This window comes from Streptomyces sp. NPDC059452 (genome assembly GCF_042750035.1).
Classification (GTDB): domain Bacteria; phylum Actinomycetota; class Actinomycetes; order Streptomycetales; family Streptomycetaceae; genus Streptomyces.
In genome coordinates, this window is sequence record NZ_JBHYVE010000003.1 from 304,658 (window position 1) to 326,194 (window position 21,537).

Genomic DNA, 21,537 nt, shown 5'->3' on the forward strand with positions numbered 1-21,537 from the left:
TTCCGGCTCGGTCTTCCCGATCAGTGTGGAGTGTTTGTGATCTTCGCACGGTGGTTCGGGTGGACCGGCCGGTTCTGTTCGCCCAGTGGCTGATTCTCCGGTGCTGCCGGTACGGGGGCAGGGTGCGCGGCCCCTTGGTGGTTCGGCGGTGCTGCCGGTACGGCGGCCGGGTTCGCGGCACTTGGGTGACGCGGCGGCCCCGCCAGCAGATGGCGCGGATCCGCCGCCCGCTGGATCGCCGTCTCCACCGCCGCGATCCGGTCCGCGAGCAGCCCGAGCGCGGCCACGGCCCGGGTCATCGGGTCGCCGTCCGGCCCGCCGAGCGCCTGCGTGCGGACGTAGGACGAGGTGATCGCCGCCCATCGCCCGGCCTGCTCGGTGGTGAGTGTGCCCCGCAGGGCGGCCAGCTTCAGCAGGTTGGCCTCGGCGCCCGTGGTGAGCGTCTGGGCCTCGCCCGCGTAGTGGTCGTCGACGACGGCGGAGAGCTCGGCGTCGTTCATGACGGGCACGATCCGCTCCGCGATCTTGTTCATGTTGCGGTACGAACCCTGCAGCCGGAACGGCGGCTCCGTGCGCGTCGCGTCCGTCTGCGCGGCGGAGGCGATGTACGCCGCGTTCACCGCGAGGACGGTGTCCCGGGCGGTGAGCAGATGGCGCAGTACGGCGAGGATGGCATCCAACTCGGCTGCCGAGTACGGGTGTTCCAGGTGCTCGGCACGGGCCGCCGGATCGCTGCCACCGGCCAGCCGCACCAGCAGCGCCAGGTCGTCGCGCGAGCGGGCGGCGAGCGGGGCGAGGACCGGGTTGGCGGTCAGCGCGTTCTCCACAAAGCTCAGCGCGAAGACGTCCTCGCGCCCGCTCAGCACCTCACCGAGGTTCCACACGTCGGCCCGGTTGGCCAGCATGTCCGGGATGCGGAACTGCTCGCCGGACTCCGTGTACGGGTTGCCCGCCATGCAGACCGCGAACCGCTTCCCCCGCAGGTCGTAGCTGCGCGGCTCACCGTCCCGTACGCCCTCGATGCGGCGGGTGGCATCGCACAACGGGATGAATTTCTGCAGGAGTTCGGGCGAGGTGTGCTGGATGTCGTCCAGATACAGCAGCGTGTTGTTGCCCGCCTCCAGCGCGAAGTTGATCTTCTCGATCTCCTGCCGGGCGGTCGCGCTGGGTGCCTGGGCGGGGTCGAGCGAGGTGACATCGTGCCCCAGGTTCGGCCCGCTGATCTTGACCAGGACCATCCCGAGCCGGTCCGCGACGTACTCCATCAGCGTCGTCTTGCCGTAGCCGGGCGGCGAGACGAGCAGGAGGAGGCCCTGCGAGTCGGTGCGCCGGTCGGCGTCGGCGGTGCCGAGCTGCTTGGCGAGGCTGTCGCCGATCAGCGGCAGGTACACCTCGTCCAGCAGCCGGTTGCGGACGAACGCCGACATCACGCGCGGCCGGTGGTCGTCCAGCCGCAGCCGCCCGCGCTCGGCGTTCACCAGGGAGGTGCGCAGCCGCTGGTAGGCCCGGAAGGCGGGCACGGTCCGGGTGCGGAACTCGCCTGTACGGGCCAGGAGTTCATCGATCCGTACGGTGAGGGCTCCGCCGCTCCCGATGCGCGGGTGGTCCCCGAGGAGGCCGTCCACCCGCTCCGTGAGCGGCGCGTCGCACCCGTACCGCTCCAGCTCCGGGCAGAGCTCCACCGCCACGGCCTCCGCCAGGTCGCCCTCCGTGGGGGCGGCGCCGGAGGCCTCCGCGTACGGGGTCAGCCAGCCCTCCACGAGCTGCTTCCGGGCGGCCAGGTCGTCCCCGAGGGCGGCGAGGTCGTCCGCGTACGCGCCCGGCCCGGCGGCCCGGTGGAAGGCGTCCAGGAAGGAGCGGATCGTGGCGCCCACGACGAACCCGGCGGGCCCGCTGGTCAACTCCTCGAAGAGGTAAGCGGATACGGCGTCGGCCCGCACGTCACCGTTGAAGCCGCTGATCTCCGCCGCCCACTCCTCCTGGAGCACCGCGATGGCCGGGGCCAGCCCGAACGTGTCGCGGGCGCGGGCCAGCGAGACGGCCCGCCGGGTCCAGGAGGTGCGCAGCTCTTCCCCGGTCCCGTACGCCCAGAAGAGTTGGGCGGCGGCCCGGACGGCGGGCTCGTGGCGCAGCAGCCCCGCGTCCGCGTGCAGGCGCAGCAGGGCGCGCAGGATGGCGGTGGCGTCCTCGTCGTGGACGCCCCGGGTGTACCCCTCGTCGTACGATTCCGCCGCCGACTCCCGTACGAGCAGAGCCAGTTCGTCAGCGGCCAGGGCGGCGAGGTGCCCGGCGCCCCGCTCCTCCAGAAGCCGGGCGGCCAGGTACTCGCCGCGGTAGACGGCCGCCGACTCCGAGGGCAGCGGCTGCTCCCAGTACGGGCGGGTCGCCTCGAAGGCCGGGTCGGTGACCGGGGCCCGGTAGTCGGTCCCGGTCAGCGCGAAGGCCAGGCGCTCCCCGGCAGGCACCAGGGTCAGGTCGAACGGCTGGGTGTTGACGGCGAACCGGTGCCGCCCCAGCTTGATGACGGAGCCGCCGTCCGCGTACAGCTCGCTGCGGTCCCGCAGCGCCCGCCCGGCCTCCTGACGGGCCGCCTTCAGCCGCCCGTCCAGCTCCTCCGCCCGTACGGGATCGCCCAGTTCGCGCAACTCGTCGGCGGTCCGCCGAACCTTGGCGACCATCGGGTCGGAGGCGAAGTACGTGTGGACGGCGTCCAGGTCCGCGAGCGCGGCCACACGTCGGCCGATGGTCTCCAGCACCCGCTGAGCCGACCCGGCCAGCCGCTCGGCCCGCCGCGCCCGCTCGTCCTGGAGCGTCTGCTTACGGGCCGAGAACGCGTCGTACACCTCGCTCCGGCGCTCGGCCAGCTCCGCGAGGAAGTCGTCGAACTCCGCGAACCGCGACTCCAGGTTCTCCAACTGGAGCAGCAGCCGCGCGAGTTGGTCGTCACACGCCTCCGGTGAATCGGCGGCGGCCAGCGCCCCCGTCACCGCCTGTCCGAGCAGCGCGAACTCGGCGGCGAACTCGGCCCGCCCCTCCTTCGACAGCAGCTCCCGCCGCCGCGCCTCCAGCGTGGCGCGGGCCCGGTTGGCGCCGCCCAGCACCTCCGCGATCCGCTCCAGGATCGACGTACGGACAGTCGCGTCACCGATCTCAAGACCGGCCACCACATCCGTGACGGTGGCGAGTCCGTCCGTCATCGCGGCCAGCCGGTCGGTCACGGCGGAGGCGTCCCGGACAGTCGCGAGCGCACCCGCGTCCTCGACGAGCCCGGCGATGTCCTCGTGATACCCGTCGAAGGCGTCCTCCCGGGCGAGGAACGACACGGCCCGCTGAGCGGCGGAGGCGATGTCGTCCTCGGTCCGGGCCGACAGCTCCGCGATCCGCTCGGCATCGGCGTACCGCATCTCACCGATCGTCGCCAAGTGCCCGTGCGCCTGCCGCAGTTCGGTCAGCCGCTCCACCCACGCGGCGGCCGACCCCGGCACCTCCCCGCGCACCCGCCGCACCAGCGCGGTGATGCGTGCGGTGGTCTCCTCCAGCGCCTCACCGGCCCGCTGAGTCAGCTCCTGTACGGCGGTGAACTCGGACAGCACCTGCTGTGCGGTGGTCCGCAGCTCCCCCAACGGCTTGGCCAGTGCGCCCAGTTCGGGATCGGAGAGCCAGTGGTACCGGTCCTGGGCGCGGGCGCAGTCGGCGGCGAGCTGCCCGTACACGGCGGTCGTCGGCGTCATGTCCCGTACGCCGTGGGCCAGGGCGAGGCAGTCGGAGATCCCGCGTACGAGGTCGGCGTTGCCGGTCCGGGCGAGCGGCCCGGTCCCGGCCGGGCGGGCGGCGGCGTAGGTGTCGGAGACGTACGGCGTCTGCCAGCGCTGCAACGGGTGCACCCGCGCCGGAACGCCCGGGCCGTCCGGGTTGTCCCGGAGCAGGATCAACGTGCCGTCCTCCAGGAGGGCGTGGCCACGTCCGGTGAGCGGGGTGGCGACCTCCTGGCGGATCAGGTTGTAGGGAAGGAGGAGACTCCGCACACCGTCACGGGAGCGGAAGACGTACAGCACGTCCTCCCCGTTGGGCGAGCGCACCGCGCCCTCGAAGACCGGCTCGGTCAACTCCTCCGCCGTGTCAAAGGTCTTGGCGGTTCCGGTGGTCAGGTAGTAGCCGCCGGGGAAGATGATCCCCTGGTCCTCCGGGAGCCGGTGGCAGGCGGGACCGATACCGTCGAGCCGCTGGACGCTGGAGAGCAGCGAGTTGAAGACGAGATACCGCCAACTCTTCTCCTTGTACGGCCGCACGCGCAGCAGGACCAGCGGTCCGACCTCCGCGTACTCGACATCGGCGTCGGCCAGCGACTGCAACGGCTCGTCGACGGGCTCCTCGTAGATCCCGTCCGGCGACTCGGTGTCGTCGGTGACCTTGACGGTGAGCGTCCCGCCGAGCGTGTCGACGAAAAGCCCGCCGCCCTTGCCGATGGCGATGTGCGGGTGACGCCCCGGAACATGTGCGTCGCGCCCGGCGACGGTCCAGTCGAAGTCGTGCGAGGGCGGGAAGACATGGTCGCGCTCGCCCTGCGCGTCGAGGAAGGCCCCGGGCGACCCGTCCGCGCCGAGGGCCCAGCGCAGGACGCGGATGTCCTCGGCGTTCTCACCCGTACGGAAGACGGCCAGCAGCTTGCCGTTGACGCGGCGCAGGCGCAGGAGGCGGGCATCGCGGAAGTAGCGGTGGAGCGAGGAGAACTCGCGCCGGAAGCCCTCGTCGTCAAGGAGGGTGGTGTGGGGCGGCGGGTCGGTGTCGTCGCCCTCTTCGGCATCCCGTACGAGGAGTACGTCGTCGACCCCGGCCTCACCCCGGGCCCCCGGCCCCCGCTCGAAGCCGAAGAGCAACTGCCCGCCGATGGCGATGAGGTCGCGGGGCACGGAGGCGTGCTCGGTGCGGACCTGCTCGGTGGCCAGGAGCCGCAGCTCGGTCGAGCCGAACTCCTCGGTCCGCCGCACGTTGAGCGCCTCGGCCCGCCGCACGAGCTCCCCGGCCTGCGCGGAGAGCCGCCGCCGCAGCACCTCGTAGGCACCGGCATCCACATCGCCCTCCCCGCCCTGCCTGTCCTGCGGCGCGGTGGCGGTGGTGGTGGCGGTGATGTCGCTGTCCATGCGTACGGCTCCCTACGTGTTTCGTCTCTTCCGGCCGCCCGGGGCGCCCACCCCCGTGGGGCACCCCGACCGACTTGCTCCGGCACCGATCCTGCTGGTCCGGCACTTGTACAGCCCGTCCGGCACCTATTCAGCGGTCCGGCACCTATTCAGCCCGTCCGGCGTTTGAGGACGGAACCTTCGGGCCGGTGGGCCCACTCCTGACGTGCGGGGACGAGCCCGAAATCCAGCCGGTCCGGCGTTCGAGGACGGAACCCCGGACCGGTCGGTCCCGCCCCCCGACGGGCAGGTCAGGCCTGGTGCGCCCACCCCCGTGGGACGCACACAGCCGAACCGGCCCCGGGGCCGCCAAGGGCTCCGCCCTCAAACGCCGGACGGGCTGGTGGCGGAGGCCCTACCCCACGGCCCCGGCCCCGTTGTGGGCCACCACATCCCCTGCGGGAGCAACCTTCGTACCCACCACCGAAGACACCGGCAGATCCGCCAGCCCCAGCCTCTCCGCCGCGGCCAGCAACTGCTCGACCTGCCCCGAGGCCGCACCGGACGACCCCATCAGCCGCATCAGCAGCGCCGACACCGTCAGATTCTGCACATCACCCGTGGAGACCGACCCCAGCACCCGGCTGAGGTCATCGGTGAAGGACGACGAACCGTCCAGCCACGGCCCCGCCAGCGTCTGCGCGGTCTTCGAGTTGTCGACGAACCCGTCCACCGCCTTGCCGAGCGAGATCGACGAGACGAGCCGGTCGAAGAAGACCGAGTCGCCGCCGACGATGTCGATGTCGGCGTTTTCCAGCCCCGTGGCCAGGACCGTCGCCTGCGCCTCGGCAACCTGTCGCTGCACTTCGAGACCGGCCAGCCGGACTTCCTTCTCCGCGTCGAGCCGCAGGCGGTACTCCTCGTGCCCGCGCGAGGCCTCGTCCAGCGCCGCCATCGCGGCCGCCTTCTCCGTGAGGCCCGCGGCCTCCGCCGCCAGCCGCCGGCCGAGCCCCGCGGCCTCAGCCTGGAGCTTCTCGCCGATGACGGCCGCGTCCGCCGTCGCCTGCGCCTGCGTGCCCTCGGCCACGGCGAGCGCCTTGAGCCGCGCGCCCTCGGCCTCGGCCTTCAGCTTCTCGCCGATGACCGCCGCGTCCGCCGTTGCCTGGGCTTGCGTGCCCTCGGCCACGGCGAGTGCCTTGAGCCGTGCGCCCTCGGCCTCCGCCTTGAGCCGCGCGGTCGTGGCCTCGGCCTCCGCGAGACCGGCCTTCTCGGTGACGTCCGCCTCGGCCTCCCGGACCTGTACGGCGGCGAGACCGGGCGCGGCCGTCTCGGCCTGCACACCCTCCGCGAGCCGCAGCTTGGCCTGGGCGTCGAGGTCGGCGGTCTTGAGCCGCGCCTCGGCGAGCGTGAGCTGCTCGGCCGCCAGGTGCGCGGAGGCGGCCTCCGCGGCCTCGGCCGCCTTGATGTCCTTGACCAGCTTCTCCTGCGCCTCCGCCTCGGCGGCGATGATGATCGACTTACGGGCCCGCTCGGCGTCCTCGACGGCGCGCAGGGTCAGGATCGACTCCTCCTGCTCGGCGACCGTACGGTCCACCGCGATCCGCTCCCGGATGACGTCGGCGACCTCGCGGCGCTCGGCCTCGACCTCCTTGGTGGCGGCGATCCGGTTCAGCTCGGTCTCGCGCTCGCGCCCGATGACCTCCAGCATCCGGTCCTTCTCGATGCGCTCGCTCTCGACGGCGAGGACGCGCTCACGGTTCTTCTGCGCGACGGCGATCTCCCGCGCCTGGTTCTCGCGCTGGATGCCGAGCTGCTCCTCGGTCTTGATGAACGCGGTCTGCGCGCCGAGGCGCTCCTCCTCCTGCACCCGGGCGGTGGCCGCCTCCTCGCGGGCGCGCATGACCTCGACCTCGCGGCGCTGCTTGATCTCCGCCTCGGCCTGCCTGCGCTCCAGCTCCAGGATGGTCTCGCGGGCGTCGACGTCCTGCCGGGTGATCTCCTTCTGCTCGGTGCGCTGGAACTCGTTGGTGCGCACGTGCTCGATCGCCGTCAGTTCGGTGATCTTCCGGATGCCCTGGGCGTCGAGGATGTTGGCGCCGTCGAGCTGCGACATCGGGGTCTGCTCAAGGAAGTCGATCGCGGCGTCGTCGAGGTGGTAGCCGTTCAGGTCGGTCCCGATGACCTGGATGATCCGGTCCCGGAACTCCTCGCGCTTGGTGTACAGGTCGACGAAGTCGAGCTGCTTGCCGACGGTCTTGAGGGCCTCGGAGAACTTCGCGGAGAAGAACTGCTGGATGGCGTCCTTGTCGCTGGCCCGGCCCGTACCGATGGCCTGGGCGACCTTGATGACGTCCTCGACGGTCTTGTTGACCCGGACGAAGAAGGTGATCTGGATGTCGGCGCGGATGTTGTCCTGGCAGATGAGCCCTTCGCGCCCGGCGCGGCGGATCTCGATCGTCTTCACCGAGATGTCCATCGTCTCGGCCTTGTGGAGCACGGGCAGGACGACGGCACCGGTGAAGGTGACGTCGACCTTCTTGGTCTTGGAGATGATCAGCGCCTTGCCCTGCTCGACCTTGTGGAACAGCCGGGTGACGACGAAGGCGATGGCGATGACGATGAGCAGGACAACGGCGATGAGTACGCCGATGCCCAAGGAGATGGCATCCATAAGAGTCCTTGGCGGCTGGAGAGTACGGAAGTGAGGAGAGGCGAAGAAGAAAGAAGTGGGCGGAAGGGAGGAGGGCGAAAAGGCGAACAGAAGAAGGACGCGCGTCAGCGGGCGAAGAGGGTCTCGCGCGGTCCCTGTCCCGGGGCCCCTACGGAGGACCCCGCAGAGTCCGCCGTACAGCCCCTTCGAAGAGACCCGCACCGCCCCCGGCCCCGGCACCGATCCCGCCGAGCAACGCTGACCGGCTGACCGACCACCGACCGGCTGACTGGCCGACCGACTGTCCGCCCAGAGCCTGGTCGGCTGACGGGTGCCACACCACCCGCCGGCCCGCCCCCGCCCTTCGACGGACAGCAGCCCACCGCACCGGCGACGGACCGCGACGGACCGACGGCGTCCACCGGCCCGGGGCCAGTCCCGAGGGGCACACGCCCCGGCCGGACAGAGACCTCGACCGGAGGCGGACCCGACCGGAGGCGGACCCAGACCCGGGCACGGGCCCCGACCCGGGCAGGCACCCCGCCGGGTCAGCCGCTCGTGGCCTCCGGCAGCCCCAGCTCGCCCGGTTTCGCCTTCGGACCCGGGTCGAGGGCCGCGTCGTACGGCGACACCCAGAAGAACTCGCCCTCTTCGTCGTACGCGTAGAGGAGTCCCGTACTGCCCGAGACGAGGCGCTCCTCGGCGTGCAGTTCGGCGAGCTGTGCGACCCGGGGGGCCTGGCGGACCTGGACGATGGCCGTCGAGCCGTCGGCGGCGGCGACCTCGGCCTGACCGAAGACGGCGCTGACGGAGCCGGTGCGGATGGTGCACACGCGCCCGACGAAGTCCTTGCGCGATGGCGGAGGTTCCGCCGGGAAGTACCGGCGGAAGAGGTGTGCGAGAAGGCGGACGGCCCCCCAGGCGAGGAGCAGCGAGCCGATCAGTACGGCGACGGCGAGCACGGCGCGGGTGGCCCCGGCGGCGCCGATCTGATGCAGCAGCACCGTGCCGCTCAGGCTGCCGAACCAGGCGACGACGACGAGCAGCGATACGGAGACCGTGACCGGTACACCGCCGAAGCCGACCGTGCCGGAGTCGAGGTCCGAGTCGAAGGAGTGCTGATCGGCGGCACCGGCCAGCACGAGCAGCCAGAAGCAGACGACGACCACGAGTGCCGCGCCGAAGATGACGGCGGGGAAGCCGAGCGCCGCGTTCAGGAACTCGTCCATCGGTCCCACCCCCTCTGCTGTTCTGCGCGCCGGCCCGGTGGCGGGGCGCGATTTCCGACGGCCGGGGGAGTCGTGAGCGGATCACCCGGCCGGTACATACCGTACGACTGCATACCGTACGACCGGCGACCGTAAGGAGGTCATGGGGCTGGGCCGGTGGTGGTGGCGGGGCCCGGCGCTGCGGCACTGCGAACCATGCCGCAGCAACCGGGTCGTTCCCCTCAGGTGCCCCCGTCGGATCCCCGAATCCCCCGTGAATCCCCCGTGGATCGTCCAGGAAGGCCCCTGTTTTCCCCGTGTCCCCCGTGCTCCCCCGTGTGTTCCCCCGTTGTGTTGCTGACCTGATCCTGTCATCCGGACCCCACCCACCGCATTGCCGGACTCCGGCAATCTTTACGCTTTCCTAATGCCGGGCACCGGCACCACCCGGTGTGCGTTGGTGAAATGACAGGACTGTTGCAAGGTTGAAGGAGTGTGCGTGGCAGAGCCGAAGATTCCCGAGGAAATACTGGGCAACTATGCCCACATTCTGGGCGAAGTCGCCACTACGGGCCGCCGTCTGACGCGTAACGAGCTGGAGATGCGCCGGGCGTTGGGCCGGGAAGCGGCCGACGCGGGGCACCAACTGCGCGCGCTGGTGACGATGCACCTGGCGCAGACGCGGGAGGCCTGGCCACGCGCGGCTGCCGGAAACAGCCCTGCCACGGCGGACGCGGTGCTGGCCGCGGTGGAGCAGGCGGTCGACGCGTTCGCGGAAGGCTTCGAGCGCGCGCAGCGCCTGACGGTCCGGCGGGAGGAGGCGGCGCGCCGGGAGTTCATCGACGATCTCCTCTACGGGCGGAGCGACTTGGTCCACCTCGCGGAGCGGGCCACCCGCTTCGGCCTGCGGCTTTCGAGGGCGCACGCGGTCGCGGTGGCGGTGGGCCCGGAGGCGTACACGGAGACGGACGCGGTGCCGCGGAGTGTGGAGGCGGCGCTGCTGACCCGGTTCAGCGGGCGCAAGATCCTGCTGACGACGAAGGACGGGCGGATCGTCTGCATCGCGCCCGGCAGCCAGCCCGACGTTCTGCGCTACTTCGCCAAGCAGTCGCACGCGGCGACGGACGGCGGCCAGGTCGCGGTCGGCCGCCCGCACAAGGGCCCGGGCGGGGTGGTGCACTCCTACGACGAGGCGCTGGAAGCCCTGGATCTCGCCGACCGGATGGGGATGGAGGACCCGGTGCTGTACGCCTCCGACCTCCTGGTCTACCCGGTGCTGACCCGGGACCGGCAGGCGATGGCGGATCTGGTCCGCAGCGAGCTGGGCCCGCTCCAGAAGGCGCGGGGCGGCGCCGAACCGCTGCTGAAGACGCTCGCGGTCTACTTCGACGCAGGGTGCGTGGCGGCCGAGACGGCCCGTCGCCTGGCGCTGAGCGTACGGGCGCTGACGTACCGCCTGGAACGCATCCACCAGCTCACGGGCTCCGACCCGGCGGACCCGATGCACCGCTACAGCCTGCAGACGGCGGTGATCGGCGCCCGCTTGCTGGACTGGCCGGCCAAGGAGCTGTGAGGCTCCCGGCCGGCCCGTGACGCGTACGCCTAGAGGTCGAACTCGTGCGGCGGCAGGTCCAGCGCGAAACACGCCTCCCGCACGACGGCCTGCTCCGTCTTGTCGAAGTCGCCGTCGGCGCCGCCGATGATGATGCCGATCTGGATGACGGCACGCGCCTCGGCGGGCTTCTTCTTCGCCTTGGCGATCTCCTGGAGCACGCTGACCTTGCCGAAGTCGAAGTCGGCGGTGAGCTTGTTCAGGTAGTCGTTGAACCGCCGCTGAAGGTCGTCGGCGGGGAAGTTCTTCAGGACGTCGTTGTTGGCGATCAGCGCGGCGACGCGCTGACGCTCGGACGCGTCGATCGAGCCGTCGGCGGCGGCGACCAGAGCGCACATGGCCATGCTCGCGTCCCGGAACGCCCCGGACTTCAGGTCGTTCTTCTTCGCCTCCAGCTGCGTCTGCATAGACGAAGCGGATTCCTTGATCCGATCCCACAGGGCCATGACATCTCCATACGTTGCGGTGCAATGCCGGAACAAAAGAAAACTCTACAGACGTGTAGAAGCTAGCAGGGACGGTGGCCCCCCGCCCCGGATTCGCGGCTCCGGGCGCGGGGCTGTCCGGCGGTGTGGCCAGGGGGAGTTGGCGATCGGCGGTGTGCGGAGTGGGGAGCCCGGCAGCACCGGGTCCGGTTACTCGCGCTTCAGGAGGGCCCGGGCTCCGACACGGACACCTGCCCTGGTTGCCCCTCCCCGCCCACCTTCCGCAGCAGGACGGTGGCGGTGACCGCCAGGGCGAGGAGGACGGGTACGGCACCGAGAGCGATCAGCGCGACCCCTTCGGCGAAGGCTTCCCGGGCGGTGCCGACCAGGGCGGAGCCGATGCTGCCGGGCAGGCCCGCGGCCGTTTCGAGGGCGCCGGGAAGGGTGTCGGTGACGGCGGCGCGGGAGGAGTCCGGTACGCCGTCGGGCACGGCCTCCACCATCCGTCGGTGGTAGGCGAAGTTGAGGATGCTGCCGAGGAGGGCGATGCCGAGGGCCCCGCCGAGTTCCTGGGTCGTCTCCCCGGCCGCGGCGGCCGAACCCGCCTGCTCGGGCGGCGCCGCGTCGACGATCATCCCGATGCCCAGGGACGACACCGGCATCAGCCCGATGAACAACAGTGTTGAGCCCACCACGACATGGCCGATTCCTGACGTTCCGTCGAGCCGGGACAGCACCGCGAACCCGATGGCGGCGACCGTGAGACCGGCTCCGAAGACGGCGGCCTTGCCGACCCGCCCCGCGACCGCCTGGGCGATGAACATGGCGAGCGTGCCGCCGAGGACCATCGGCAGGCTCCACATGGCGGAGTCCAGCGGGTCCAGGCCCACCACCATCTGGATGTACTGGGAGATGAGGAACTGACTGCCCAGCATGAACACCACGGTCAGCGTGAGGGTGCCGAGCGAGACGCTGAACCCGCGGTCGGCGAAGAGCCTCAGGTCGAGCAGCGGGTCGGTGAGCCGACGCTGCCGGGCGACAAAGAGGTATCCGCTCACCAGTCCCGCCCCCAGGGCGGACACGGCGACCCACCCGGACCCGCCCTCCGCGAACTCCTTGACCCCGAGCACGACCAGCAGGATTCCGGCCAACGACAGGGCCGCGCTGGTCACGTCCAGCCGTCCGGCCTCGGGGTTGCGCACCTCCGGCAGTACCAGCGGCCCGGCCACCAGCAGGAAGACCATGACGGGTACGGCCACGAGGAAGACCGACCCCCACCAGAAGAACTCCAGCAGCACCCCGCCGACCAGCGGCCCGACCGCCCCGCCGAGCATGAAGCTGGTCATCCACACCGTGATGGCGAAGGCCCGCTGCCCCGCGTCCTGGAACATCGCGCTGATCAGGGACAACGTGGACGGCCCCAGGACGGCCCCGGCCAGTCCGAGGAGGGCGCGGGCCGCGATGAGCGCCCCGGCGGTCGGCGCGTAGGCGGCGAGCAACGAGGCGAGGGTGAACGCCACGGCGCCGATCAGCAGCATCCGGCGCCGGCCGATGCGGTCGCCCAGAGTGCCCATCGTGATCATCGAACCGGCGATGACGAAGCCGTACACATCGGTGATCCACAGCAGTTGGGACCCCGAGGGCGAGAGGTCCTGGCTGAGCGTCGGGAGCGCCAGGTGCAGCACGCTCATGTCCATGATCACGAGCATCGCGGGCAGCGCCAGCGCCGCCAGCCCGACCCATTCCCGCGCCCCGGCCCGCCCGTTCACGTCCGTGGACACCACGATCCCCACCATCCCCTCTCCGGGCCCGTGCGGCCCGACCGGGCTAACCGTAGGTTGTGGGCTTTCGATAAGTAAGGGCTGACCTGGAGGTAAGCCCAGGGTGGCGAGGTGAGCCCGCAGGTGGGGCGGGTCGGGGAGGCTGGTTCCCGGCGGGATTCGGTTCTCTCAGGCGTGGTCGTCGTGGTGCTCGCGCGCGGCGACGATGTCGCCGATCCGGTGGGTGATCCACTCCACCAGGCCGTTGAGCGTGGCGGAGAGCTCGCGCCCCAGAGGGGTGAGCGCGTACGTCACCTGGGGCGGCACGGTGGGCTCGACCTCCCGGGCGATGAGCCCGTCCCGTACGAAGACGCGCAGGTTCTGCGACAGCATCTTCTCGCTGATGCCGCCGATCCGGTCCCGGAGCACGTAGAAGCGCATCGGCCCGTCCTGCAACGCGGCCAGAATCAGCACGCCCCACCGGCTGCTCACGTGGTTCAGCACGGTACGGGCCGGGCAGTCGGCCGTGAAGGCGTCACTCATCGGCGGGGTGGGGCCGGGCTCGACCGCGGCTGCTGCGTCCATGCCGGGAGCGTACTGCGGGATATGCCCTTACGAGAAGTAAGCCAAGGGTGGCCCTGGAGGGTTCGCAGGCAACGTGATCCACTGATGGATCGTCACCATGCCGGTCCTCACGTCGTCATCACCGGCATCACCCCTTGAGGGGGTGCGGCATCCGTGCCCGGTGACGCGCGTGAAGCTCAGAAGGCTACTCGCTCCGCATGGGACCCGGCGGCCAGCCGATGACGTCCTCTGCGTGGATGTTGCGCAGTGACGCTCCCTCGAAGCGGGCGCCTGTCACGTCGGTCGGGCCCAGGCGGGGGATTCCCGTGTTGACGCTGCTGAGGCGTACGTCCGTCAGGTCGGTGTCGCGTAGATCGGCGTCGCGGAGGTCGCAGCCTGCCAGGACCGCGCCGCGCAGGGAGGCTCCGCGGAGGTCTGCGCCGGTGAAGTCGCAGAACTTGAACCAGCAGCCTTCCAGCGTTGCGTAGCGGAGATCCGCGCCCGCGAACGAGCAGCGCGCGAAGCGCAGTTGGTTCGTGCGGGTCGAGGCGAGGTTCTGGTGGGTGAAGTCCTCGCCGCTTACGGCCGCGTAGCGGTGGAGCTCCGAAAGGCGTTGGCGGGCGGTCAGTGGCGTGGTCATGCTGACCAGCGTCTCAGCCGGGGTGATGGTCGACATCGAGATTTCGACAATTTGATAGTTCAACAGACGGCCCCTGTCTGGGGCGATCGCGTGCCCCTGGAAGGGGACTTGAGGCTGTCTCGGGCCGGTTTAGGCGCGAACTCCCTCTCGCCTGCTGTGCCGTGATCATGTCATTACGTTCTGTGTGTGCGTATACGTCATGCGTGCATGGGGCAGCCCCCTTAGGGGTCGCAGCACCTAACTGAGGGTCTCGCACGATGTTGTGCGTCATCTGCGTTGGCTGGTGCGGTTCCGGGTGGGCGTTTTCCGGCCGTCGGTGAGCCGGAGGCTCGGGTCGGTGGTCAACTACCGGTAGCAGTGCCGCCCGTAGCGCCCGTAGTGCCCGATTGTCAGCAGGCCGCTGACAGGGGCCGCTGGGCCGAGCCAGTAGCACCGGGGCTGGCTTCCGGGGCCGCGGTGCTCAAAACGTTACGTCCGGGCGGTGGCTCGCTGTAGCCGGAGTTGGCCGATTTCCGCAGCGTTCTTCGTGAGTTCGGCGTTCACCCAGGCGATCATGTGGGCGACGGTGTACTGAGGGCCGTTCTGCCACGGGAACGCGCCTGTGCCCGGCGACGTACAGCTTGTCGCCGGGCACAGGCAGGGAGCTCACGGGCAGGGGAGCTCACAGGCAGGGGAGCTCACGGACAGGTGAGCTCACAGGCAGGGAGCTGAAGCGGGAGCGCGTCAGTCCGTGATCTCGATCTTGTCGTCCTTCTTCGGCGCGGAGGAGTCGGCCTTCTCCGCGCCCTCGGTCGCCGGGCCGCCCGTGCGGTTCTTGAGGTTCTCCAGCAGGGCGGCGACGTCGACGCCCGTCGTGGAGCTGAGCAGCTCCACACCCTGGGCGACGTTGTCGGTGACCGTACGGGCCAGCTGGCTCGCGCCGTCCGTCGAGATGACCGTCATCTTGTCGATGGCGCTCAGCGGCTCGGACGCCTTCGCGACGACGTCCGGGAGGACCTCGACCAGCATCTGGAGGACGGCCGCGTCACCGTACTGAGCGAACGCGTCGGCCTTCTTCTGCATGGCCTCCGCCTCCGCCGCACCCTTGGCGGCGATCGACGCGGCCTCGGCCTCACCCTCGATGCGCACCGCGTCGGCCAGCGCCGAACGGTGGAGCTTCTCACCCTGACCGGTCAGGCGCGAGCGCTCCGCGTCCGCCTCGGCCTCCTTGACCTGGGCGATGCGGCGGGCCTCCGCCTCCTGCTCGGCCTGGTAGCGGGCGGCGTCGGCGGGCTTGCGGACCTTGGTGTCCAGCTCGCGGTCGGTCAGCGCGGCCTGGCGCTCGGCGACCTTCTCCTGCTCCTGGAGGACTTCCTGCTGGCGCGCGGCCTCGGCGAGCGGACCGGCGGCGTTGGCCTTGGCGGCAGCGGCCTCGGTCTCGGCCTTGATCTCGGCCTGCTTCAGGTAGTACGTCCGCTCGGCGATGGCGATCTCCTCGGCCGCCTTCAGCCGGGCCTGCTCCGAGGCGCGCTTGGCGATCGCCTCGGCGATGTCCGCCTCCTGCTTGGCGCGGGCGGCCTCCGGACGGCCGAGGTCCTCCAGGTAGGAGCCCTCGGTGGTGATGTCCTGGATCTGGAAGGCGTCCAGGATCAGGCCCTGGCCGGAGAGGCTGGTCTCGGCCTCCTCCGCGACCTGCCCGGCGAACGCGGCCCGGTCGCGGATGATGTCCTCGACCGACATGCGGCCGACGATCGCGCGGAGCGCTCCGGAGAGCACTTCCTGGGTGAAGCCGACGATGCCGTCCTGCTGCTGGAGGAAGCGCTGGGCGGCGGCCCGGATCGCGTCCTCACTGCCCCCGACCTTGACGATCGCGACGCCTTCGAGGTTGGACTTCACACCGCGCAGGGTGACCGCGCCCCGGACGGCGATCGGGATGTGCCGGCTGGAGAGGTCCAGGGTGAACTTCTGCTGGACGAACGGCACGACGAAGACGCCGCCACCGACGACGACCTTCTGGCCGCTGTTGTCGATGCTGGTGAGGCCGGTGACCGGATCGGTCGACTTCTTGCCGCGGCGGCCGGTGATGATGAAGGCCTCGCTGGGCCCGGCGACCTTGTACCGCGTGATGACGACCAGGCCGAGCAGGACGAGGAGTACGACGATGCCGATGACGGCGGTGACAACTGGACTCATGAGAGGTGTCCCCCCTGCCTCCCGGGTGGGGGACGGCAGATTGTTGTGGTGCGGGGTGCTGGTGGGGTTGGTATGAGGTGTGTGGTTGGTGCTGGGTTGTGCGTCGGGACGGGTGGCAGGTGGTGGAGGAGCCCGCGGTCTGCGTGGTCAGCGCTCGACCGGGCGGACGGATACCGACGTCGTCGACAGCTCCGCCTCCACCCAGACCTCGGTGCCCCGGACGACCGGCGCCGGTGACTTGGCCGCGTATTTGACGGGCTGGCCCGCCAGCCGCAGCAGCACCTCGCCGTAGCCGTCGGCCGGAATGGCCGTCACGACCGTCCCGGACGTGCCCACGAGGTCGCCGCCGCGTGGGGTGGTGGAGGTCTGGTCCCGCATCAGGGCCTTGCTGAGTTTCCAGGTCAGCCAGCCCGCGGCGACTCCGGCGCCGACGCCGATGACGGTGGCCACGACCGGTCCGGCGCTCGTGGCGCCGAGGACGATCGCCCCGCCGAAACCGAGCATCGAGATGAAGCCAGCGATCACCGGAAGCGAGAGCAGGCCGTCGAAGAAGCCGTCGAGCAGCCCTTCGAGGACGCCGCCGAAGATGAGGGAAAGGGCGAGCAGGACGATCCCCGCTATGCCGAGACCGAGAAAGAAGGTCACGTGATCACTCCCCTGTTTTTCGACTTCCCCCGAATATTTTCCGTCGAACTGGCTGGATGATCCCATACCTGACCGGTTCCCAGCACTGCCGGGTTCCGGCAATCTTTACGCGGTTTTGATGCCGGACAACTGATCAGCAAGGGTGGAAAGTGACTGGAAGGTGGCACCCAGCAACGCGACGTGCTTCCAGCGTAGGACGCCGTCGGGGCCGATGAGGAAGACCGCGCGGCGTACGCCGATGCCGGGGGCGGTGACCCCGTACGCCCGGGCGATCTCGCGGCCCTCGTCGGCCAGCAGCGGCATCCGGAGCCCGTAGGTGCGGGCGAACGACTCGTGGCTGTCCACACCCTGTGGACTGATTCCCCAGACCTCCGCGTCGAGCCCCTCGAAGGTCTCCATGCCCGAGGAGTACGAGCAGAGCTGCTTCGTGCAGACGCTGGTGTTGTCCCCGGGGTAGAACGCCAGCACCAGGGAACGGCCCCGGGCGGCGGAGAGCGTGTGGTCGGCGCGTTCGAAGGTGTCCCCGTTCAGGACACCGCCGGGGAGGGTGAAGTCCGGTGCCGGGCTGCCGATGGGGGGTCCTGCCGCCATGACGTCTCCTTCTTATGCGTGCGCGATGGTCTTATGCGTGCGTGATGTTCTTATGTGTGCGTGATGCCTACGTATGCGTCCGTGCCCGTACAGTGAACGGCACTTTCCGCCCGTTGACACGTTCGGCCCATCCGGAACCGGGTCCGCACCGAATACGGAGGGAGCGGGTCGACCGGCCCGCCCCCGGATCTGGAGGTACGCGTGGCCCCACGACCGCCCTCGGCAGCGGTGCTCGTCCTGCACGGGGGCTACGAGACCGGGGTGGAGCCGCCCCCTCCCGGCCTCCTCAACCTCCCCGGCGTACGGATGCGCCCCTTCGTCCGCGCCCTGCGCCGGGCCACCCGCGTACCCGGCGACGACGACCGTACGGAGGTACTCGTCCGGCAGGTGCGGTACGGCCACCGGGGGTGGAACGGGCCCCGCGCCGACGCCCTGCGCGACGCCCTGGCCGCGCTGGACGCCCTCGGCGAGGAGACGGGTGACGACGGCCTGCCGGTGGTCCTCCTCGGCCACTCCATGGGCGCCCGCGCCGCCCTGCGCGCCGCCGGGCACCCCCTCGTACGCGGAGTCGTCGGCCTCGCCCCCTGGTGCCCGCCGGGCGACCCGGTGACCCAGCTCGCCGGGCGTGACGTCGTCCTCGTACACAGCAGCCGGGACCGGATCACCAGCCCCCAGGCCACCCAGTCCCTCACCGCACGGGCCCGCCGGGCCGGTGCCCGTACCTGCATGGTCACCGTCCGGGGCGGCGACCACGCGATGATCCGCCGCGCCCCGGCCTGGCACCACCTCACGACGGCCCTGGTCACCGGGTTGCTGGGTACCGGCACCCTGCCGGGCCCGGTCACCGCCGCCCTCGGCCTGCCGCCGACCGCCGAGGCCACCGAGGGCACCCTCGACCTCGACCGGCTGCGCGCCGACCGGGGCGCCGGACTTCTGCCCAGCCCGTGACGAGCTCCTGACGCGGGAGCCTTCCGAACGGGGGCCTCCAAGCCGTACGCACCCGGCCGCGCTGCGGATGCGGCCCCGGGTGCGGCCGCCCAGGATGGAGATCCGGAGGCCGACGACGGCGGAGGAGAACCCCTTGCAGGCCGAAGTGTGCGGCGACGGTATGCCGTCGTCCTTCGACCCCCCGACCGTGGCCGCCCTGCTCGACGGCAACCCCGCCGGAGTGGCCGTACTCGACGCGAACCTCCGCTACACCTACGTCAACCCCGCCCTCGAACGGCTCAACGGCCTCCCCGCCGGGTCCCACATCGGCCACACCTTCTCCGAGGTGCTGCCCGAACTCCGCGGTCAGGCCGCCGTCCTGCGCGGGGTCCTGCGCGACGGCGAACCCCGCGAGCAGACCATCAGCGGCCGGACCTGGGCCGTCGGCTCCGACGACCCCCGGTTCTGGCGCGCCACCTACCACCGGCTGGAGGCGGGCGGGGACGTGTGCGGGCTGATGGTGATCGTCGTCGAGATCAGCGACATCGCCCGGCAGCGGGCGGAGCTCGAAGAGGCCCGCGGCCATGTGACCCTGCTCTCCACGGCCGCCGTCCGGATCGGCACCACGCTGGACATGGACACCACCTGCCGGGAGCTCGCCGAGTTCGTCGTGCCCGCCTTCGCCGACGTGGCGGCCGTCGACGGCTTCCCGCCCGAGGTGGGCCACCCCGTACGCCGTGCCGAGCCCGGTGTCCTGCGGCTGCGGCGGGCCGCGCTGCGGGGCGAGGGGCCGCTCGACGAGCAGGTGCAGCGGTTCGGACACCCGGGGGAGTACGTCGACTTCGCGGCGGACTCCGCCGTCACCCGCTGCCTGGCCGAGAACGAGCCGGTCCTCGACGACTGGCAGGACCACCGGCCCGGCCGCCCCGCCTCCACCGAGCGGCATCACCGCCTCCCGGGCCCTCGGGCTGCGCGAGGCGCTCGCCGTCCCGCTGAACGCCCGGGGCCGCCTGCTCGGCGCGCTCAGCCTCCTCCGGGCCGAGGGCTCGCCCGCCTTCACCGACCAGGACGTCGTCGTGGCCCGGGAGCTCGCCGGGCGGGCCGCCGTCGACCTCGACCACGCCCGCCGCTACGACCACGAGCACAGCATCGCCCGCGAGCTCCAGGGCTCCCTGCTCTCCGAGCCCCGCGGCCCCCACCCGCACGTGGAGATCGCCACCCGCTACCTCCCCGCCGACCGGGGCGTCCTGGTGGGCGGCGACTGGTTCGACGTCGTACCGCTCCGGGACGGCCGCCACCTCAAGGCGATGGGCGATGTGATGGGCCACGGGGTGGAGGCGGCCGTGGCGATGAGCCACTACCGCTCGCTGCTGCGGCTGCTGGCCGCCGACGACCTGCCGCCGCACCAGATCCTGGGGCAGCTCGACACCATGGTGGAGCGGTCGGGCATGGACCGGGCGGCGACCTGCCTGCTGGCTGTCGTGGACCGGTTCGGCGGGGTGTGCGAGGTGGCCAGCGCGGGCCATCTGCCGCCGGTCTTCATCGACCCGGGCGCCTCGCGGGCCCATATCGTCCCGGTGGAGTCCGGGCCGCCGCTGGGCACCGGCTTCGGCGGCTACCGGACCGCCTCCGTGCCGTGCGGGCCGGGGACCGTGCTGTTCATGTACACCGACGGTCTGGTGGAGCGCAGGGGCGAGGACATCGACGTGTCCGTGGCGCGGCTGGCCTCGCTGACCCTGCCGCCCGGCGGGAGCCTGGAGGAGCTGCTCGACCGGGTGCTGGACCGGTTCGGCGGGGACGCGGAGGACGACATCGCGGTGCTGGCCTCCCGGATCAGGGAGGAACCGCCGACGCTGCGGAGGCTCGGCGGTTCCGCGTAGGCTCCCGGGTTCTCAGCCCGGGCACGCAGGCTCTCGGGTTTCAGCCCGGGTACGCAGGTCCCCGGGTTCAGCCCGAGCACGCAGGCTCCCGGGCTCCAGCCCGGGCACGTAGGCCCTCGGGTTCTCAGCCCAGCTCCAGGCTCGTGACGCCGTAGTACCCGCTCCGGTCGATCACCGGCTGCGGGCCCGTGTACATCCGGGCTGTGTCGAACGACGGGGTCAGGCCCAGCTCACCGGCGAGCCGGACGGCCGCCGGGTTGAGGTCGGGGACGTCGATCGCCACCGGAACGTCCGGTTCCGTCGCCGCGAGCGCGCTCACCAGCGCCGCCGCCACCTGCGGGGACGCGGCGTACAGCGGTCCGATACGGGAGGCGGCGCGGCACTTCCGTACCACCGCGAGCCCGTGCAGCTCCCCGTCGCGTACCGCCGCCAGCGCGGTGCGCTGCGGGGCCGTGATCCAGGCCGCCAGGAAGCCGTCCCGGGGCGCGGGGAAGAACCGCCGGTCGTACGTGGCGAGTTGAGCGAACGGTACGGAACGGGCGTCGACGAGGGCGGTGCCCGGGGGCGGTGCGATGTCCGGCGGCGGGGTGCCCTCGTAGCGGGCGTTGCTCCAGCAGGTACGGAAGCCGGAGCGGCGGTAGTTGTCCTGCTGGGCGGGGACCCCGTCCAGCCCGACGTTGCGGCCCGCGAGCCGGGCGGTCCCGGCCTGCCAGGTGCGCAGCCCGTAGCCCTGGCCGCGCAGATGGGGGCGGGTCAGGTAGAAGCCCAGGAAGCCGTGGTCGGGGCCGTAGCGCACGACGGAGACGGAGGTGACCGGTACGCCGTCGAGGCGGCCGATCAGGAAGCCGCCGGGGTCGGTCGGGAAGAAGACCCCGCCGTCGGTGAGGCCGGGGTTCCAGCCCTCCTCGTGGGCCCATGCGCCCAGCGTCACGATGTCCTCGGCGCTGGCCGCGCCGATCTCGAAGTTCCCGGAGCTCTCGGAGTACTTGTCAGGGTTCGGCACGGCACAGTCGTACCCAGGGCCGGGGCCGTTCACCGGTCAGCGGTTACGCCATCGGGGTGATCGCCGGGGTGATCGCCGCTCCTCACGCCGTCTCCGGGGTCTCCCGCCGCCGGCCGCGCAACTGCCGCAGGATCAGGGCGGCCGAGGTGATCAGCGGCAGCATCCCCGCCACCGCGTCGGCGGTGCTCAGTTTGTCGTGCCTGTTCCTGGCCCGGCGCACCTGCTTGGACGCCCGGATGACGGCGAGCAGGCTGCTGCCCAGGCTCAGCGCGAGTCCCGCCTTGCTGCCGCGCAGCCCCTTGGCGGGCGCGGACCGGTTCTTCTTCGCCATCGGAGGTAC

General features: G+C 71.4%; 14 protein-coding genes and 2 pseudogenes. 3 read left to right on the forward strand and 13 right to left on the reverse strand.

Annotated features, from left to right (window positions below; all coding sequences use genetic code 11):
• Positions 1-20 precede the first annotated feature (20 nt).
• The 3 genes from ACFW9Z_RS06730 to ACFW9Z_RS06740 form a co-directional block, all read right to left on the reverse strand.
• A complete protein-coding gene (locus ACFW9Z_RS06730; protein ID WP_384635367.1) occupies positions 21-5,141 on the reverse strand; it encodes a DNA repair ATPase in 5,121 nt (1,706 codons plus the stop codon).
• A gap of 394 nt (positions 5,142-5,535) precedes the next feature.
• Positions 5,536-7,791: a flotillin family protein gene (locus ACFW9Z_RS06735; RefSeq protein ID WP_384635370.1), complete on the reverse strand. Its 2,256-nt coding sequence runs from the start codon at positions 7,789-7,791 to the stop codon at positions 5,536-5,538.
• A 527-nt stretch (positions 7,792-8,318) separates the two neighbouring features.
• A complete protein-coding gene (locus ACFW9Z_RS06740; protein ID WP_384635373.1) occupies positions 8,319-8,999 on the reverse strand; it encodes a hypothetical protein in 681 nt (226 codons plus the stop codon).
• 478 nt (positions 9,000-9,477) lie between these two features.
• Here ACFW9Z_RS06740 and ACFW9Z_RS06745 point away from each other — a divergent pair, with 478 nt between their 5' ends.
• Positions 9,478-10,551 carry a PucR family transcriptional regulator gene (locus ACFW9Z_RS06745; RefSeq protein WP_384635375.1) on the forward strand — a complete coding sequence of 358 codons (1,074 nt, stop codon included), beginning with the start codon at positions 9,478-9,480 and terminating at the stop codon, positions 10,549-10,551.
• A gap of 29 nt (positions 10,552-10,580) precedes the next feature.
• On the opposite strand, the gene ACFW9Z_RS06750 is transcribed toward ACFW9Z_RS06745, so the two are convergent.
• From ACFW9Z_RS06750 to ACFW9Z_RS06785, 8 genes and pseudogenes are all read right to left on the reverse strand, one after another.
• Positions 10,581-11,036 carry a tellurite resistance TerB family protein gene (locus ACFW9Z_RS06750; protein WP_093687643.1) on the reverse strand — a complete coding sequence of 152 codons (456 nt, stop codon included), beginning with the start codon at positions 11,034-11,036 and terminating at the stop codon, positions 10,581-10,583.
• A gap of 200 nt (positions 11,037-11,236) precedes the next feature.
• Positions 11,237-12,799, reverse strand: a complete 1,563-nt coding sequence (locus ACFW9Z_RS06755) for an MFS transporter (protein WP_384635379.1) — start codon at positions 12,797-12,799, stop codon at positions 11,237-11,239.
• 165 nt (positions 12,800-12,964) lie between these two features.
• The gene (locus tag ACFW9Z_RS06760) at positions 12,965-13,360 is read right to left on the reverse strand and encodes a winged helix-turn-helix transcriptional regulator (protein WP_384635382.1); all 396 of its coding nucleotides are present in this window, start codon (positions 13,358-13,360) and stop codon (positions 12,965-12,967) included.
• Positions 13,361-13,544: 184 nt separating this feature from the next.
• Positions 13,545-13,979: a pentapeptide repeat-containing protein gene (locus tag ACFW9Z_RS06765; RefSeq protein WP_384635385.1), complete on the reverse strand. Its 435-nt coding sequence runs from the start codon at positions 13,977-13,979 to the stop codon at positions 13,545-13,547.
• Positions 13,980-14,447: 468 nt separating this feature from the next.
• A pseudogene (locus tag ACFW9Z_RS06770) lies at positions 14,448-14,582 on the reverse strand (DinB family protein); the annotation flags it as partial.
• 120 nt (positions 14,583-14,702) lie between these two features.
• The gene (locus ACFW9Z_RS06775; RefSeq protein WP_384635387.1) at positions 14,703-16,151 is read right to left on the reverse strand and encodes a flotillin family protein; all 1,449 of its coding nucleotides are present in this window, start codon (positions 16,149-16,151) and stop codon (positions 14,703-14,705) included.
• A 147-nt stretch (positions 16,152-16,298) separates the two neighbouring features.
• Positions 16,299-16,796, reverse strand: a complete 498-nt coding sequence (locus tag ACFW9Z_RS06780) for an NfeD family protein (protein ID WP_384635390.1) — start codon at positions 16,794-16,796, stop codon at positions 16,299-16,301.
• 105 nt (positions 16,797-16,901) lie between these two features.
• Positions 16,902-17,387 (reverse strand): peroxiredoxin, encoded by a 486-nt coding sequence (locus tag ACFW9Z_RS06785; protein ID WP_384635393.1) that lies wholly within the window; start codon positions 17,385-17,387, stop codon positions 16,902-16,904.
• A gap of 201 nt (positions 17,388-17,588) precedes the next feature.
• Between ACFW9Z_RS06785 and ACFW9Z_RS06790 the strand changes: the two genes are divergently transcribed.
• Together ACFW9Z_RS06790 and ACFW9Z_RS06795 are read left to right on the forward strand one after the other, a co-directional pair.
• Entirely contained in the window at positions 17,589-18,335 is a 747-nt protein-coding gene (locus ACFW9Z_RS06790) for an alpha/beta fold hydrolase (protein ID WP_384635396.1), read from the forward strand.
• A 160-nt stretch (positions 18,336-18,495) separates the two neighbouring features.
• Positions 18,496-20,194, forward strand: a pseudogene (locus ACFW9Z_RS06795) (SpoIIE family protein phosphatase).
• A gap of 124 nt (positions 20,195-20,318) precedes the next feature.
• Here the strand turns inward: ACFW9Z_RS06795 and ACFW9Z_RS06800 are convergent.
• Together ACFW9Z_RS06800 and ACFW9Z_RS06805 are read right to left on the reverse strand one after the other, a co-directional pair.
• Positions 20,319-21,197, reverse strand: coding sequence for a GNAT family N-acetyltransferase (locus ACFW9Z_RS06800; protein WP_384635399.1), 879 nt, complete (start codon positions 21,195-21,197; stop codon positions 20,319-20,321).
• Positions 21,198-21,279: 82 nt separating this feature from the next.
• The gene (locus tag ACFW9Z_RS06805; protein ID WP_384635402.1) at positions 21,280-21,528 is read right to left on the reverse strand and encodes a hypothetical protein; all 249 of its coding nucleotides are present in this window, start codon (positions 21,526-21,528) and stop codon (positions 21,280-21,282) included.
• Positions 21,529-21,537: the final 9 nt, after the last annotated feature.

What these genes read in the sequence shown, in the direction of transcription:
- ACFW9Z_RS06785 (WP_384635393.1), bottom strand. Translation starts at nt 17,387, where the DNA reads ATGGCGGCAGGACCCCCCATCGGCAGCCCGGCACCGGACTTCACCCTC.
- ACFW9Z_RS06740 (WP_384635373.1), bottom strand. Translation starts at nt 8,999, where the DNA reads ATGGACGAGTTCCTGAACGCGGCGCTCGGCTTCCCCGCCGTCATCTTC.
- ACFW9Z_RS06730 (WP_384635367.1), bottom strand. Translation starts at nt 5,141, where the DNA reads ATGGACAGCGACATCACCGCCACCACCACCGCCACCGCGCCGCAGGAC.
- ACFW9Z_RS06765 (WP_384635385.1), bottom strand. Translation starts at nt 13,979, where the DNA reads ATGACCACGCCACTGACCGCCCGCCAACGCCTTTCGGAGCTCCACCGC.
- ACFW9Z_RS06750 (WP_093687643.1), bottom strand. Translation starts at nt 11,036, where the DNA reads ATGGCCCTGTGGGATCGGATCAAGGAATCCGCTTCGTCTATGCAGACG.
- ACFW9Z_RS06775 (WP_384635387.1), bottom strand. Translation starts at nt 16,151, where the DNA reads ATGAGTCCAGTTGTCACCGCCGTCATCGGCATCGTCGTACTCCTCGTC.
- ACFW9Z_RS06805 (WP_384635402.1), bottom strand. Translation starts at nt 21,528, where the DNA reads ATGGCGAAGAAGAACCGGTCCGCGCCCGCCAAGGGGCTGCGCGGCAGC.
- ACFW9Z_RS06735 (WP_384635370.1), bottom strand. Translation starts at nt 7,791, where the DNA reads ATGGATGCCATCTCCTTGGGCATCGGCGTACTCATCGCCGTTGTCCTG.
- ACFW9Z_RS06760 (WP_384635382.1), bottom strand. Translation starts at nt 13,360, where the DNA reads ATGGACGCAGCAGCCGCGGTCGAGCCCGGCCCCACCCCGCCGATGAGT.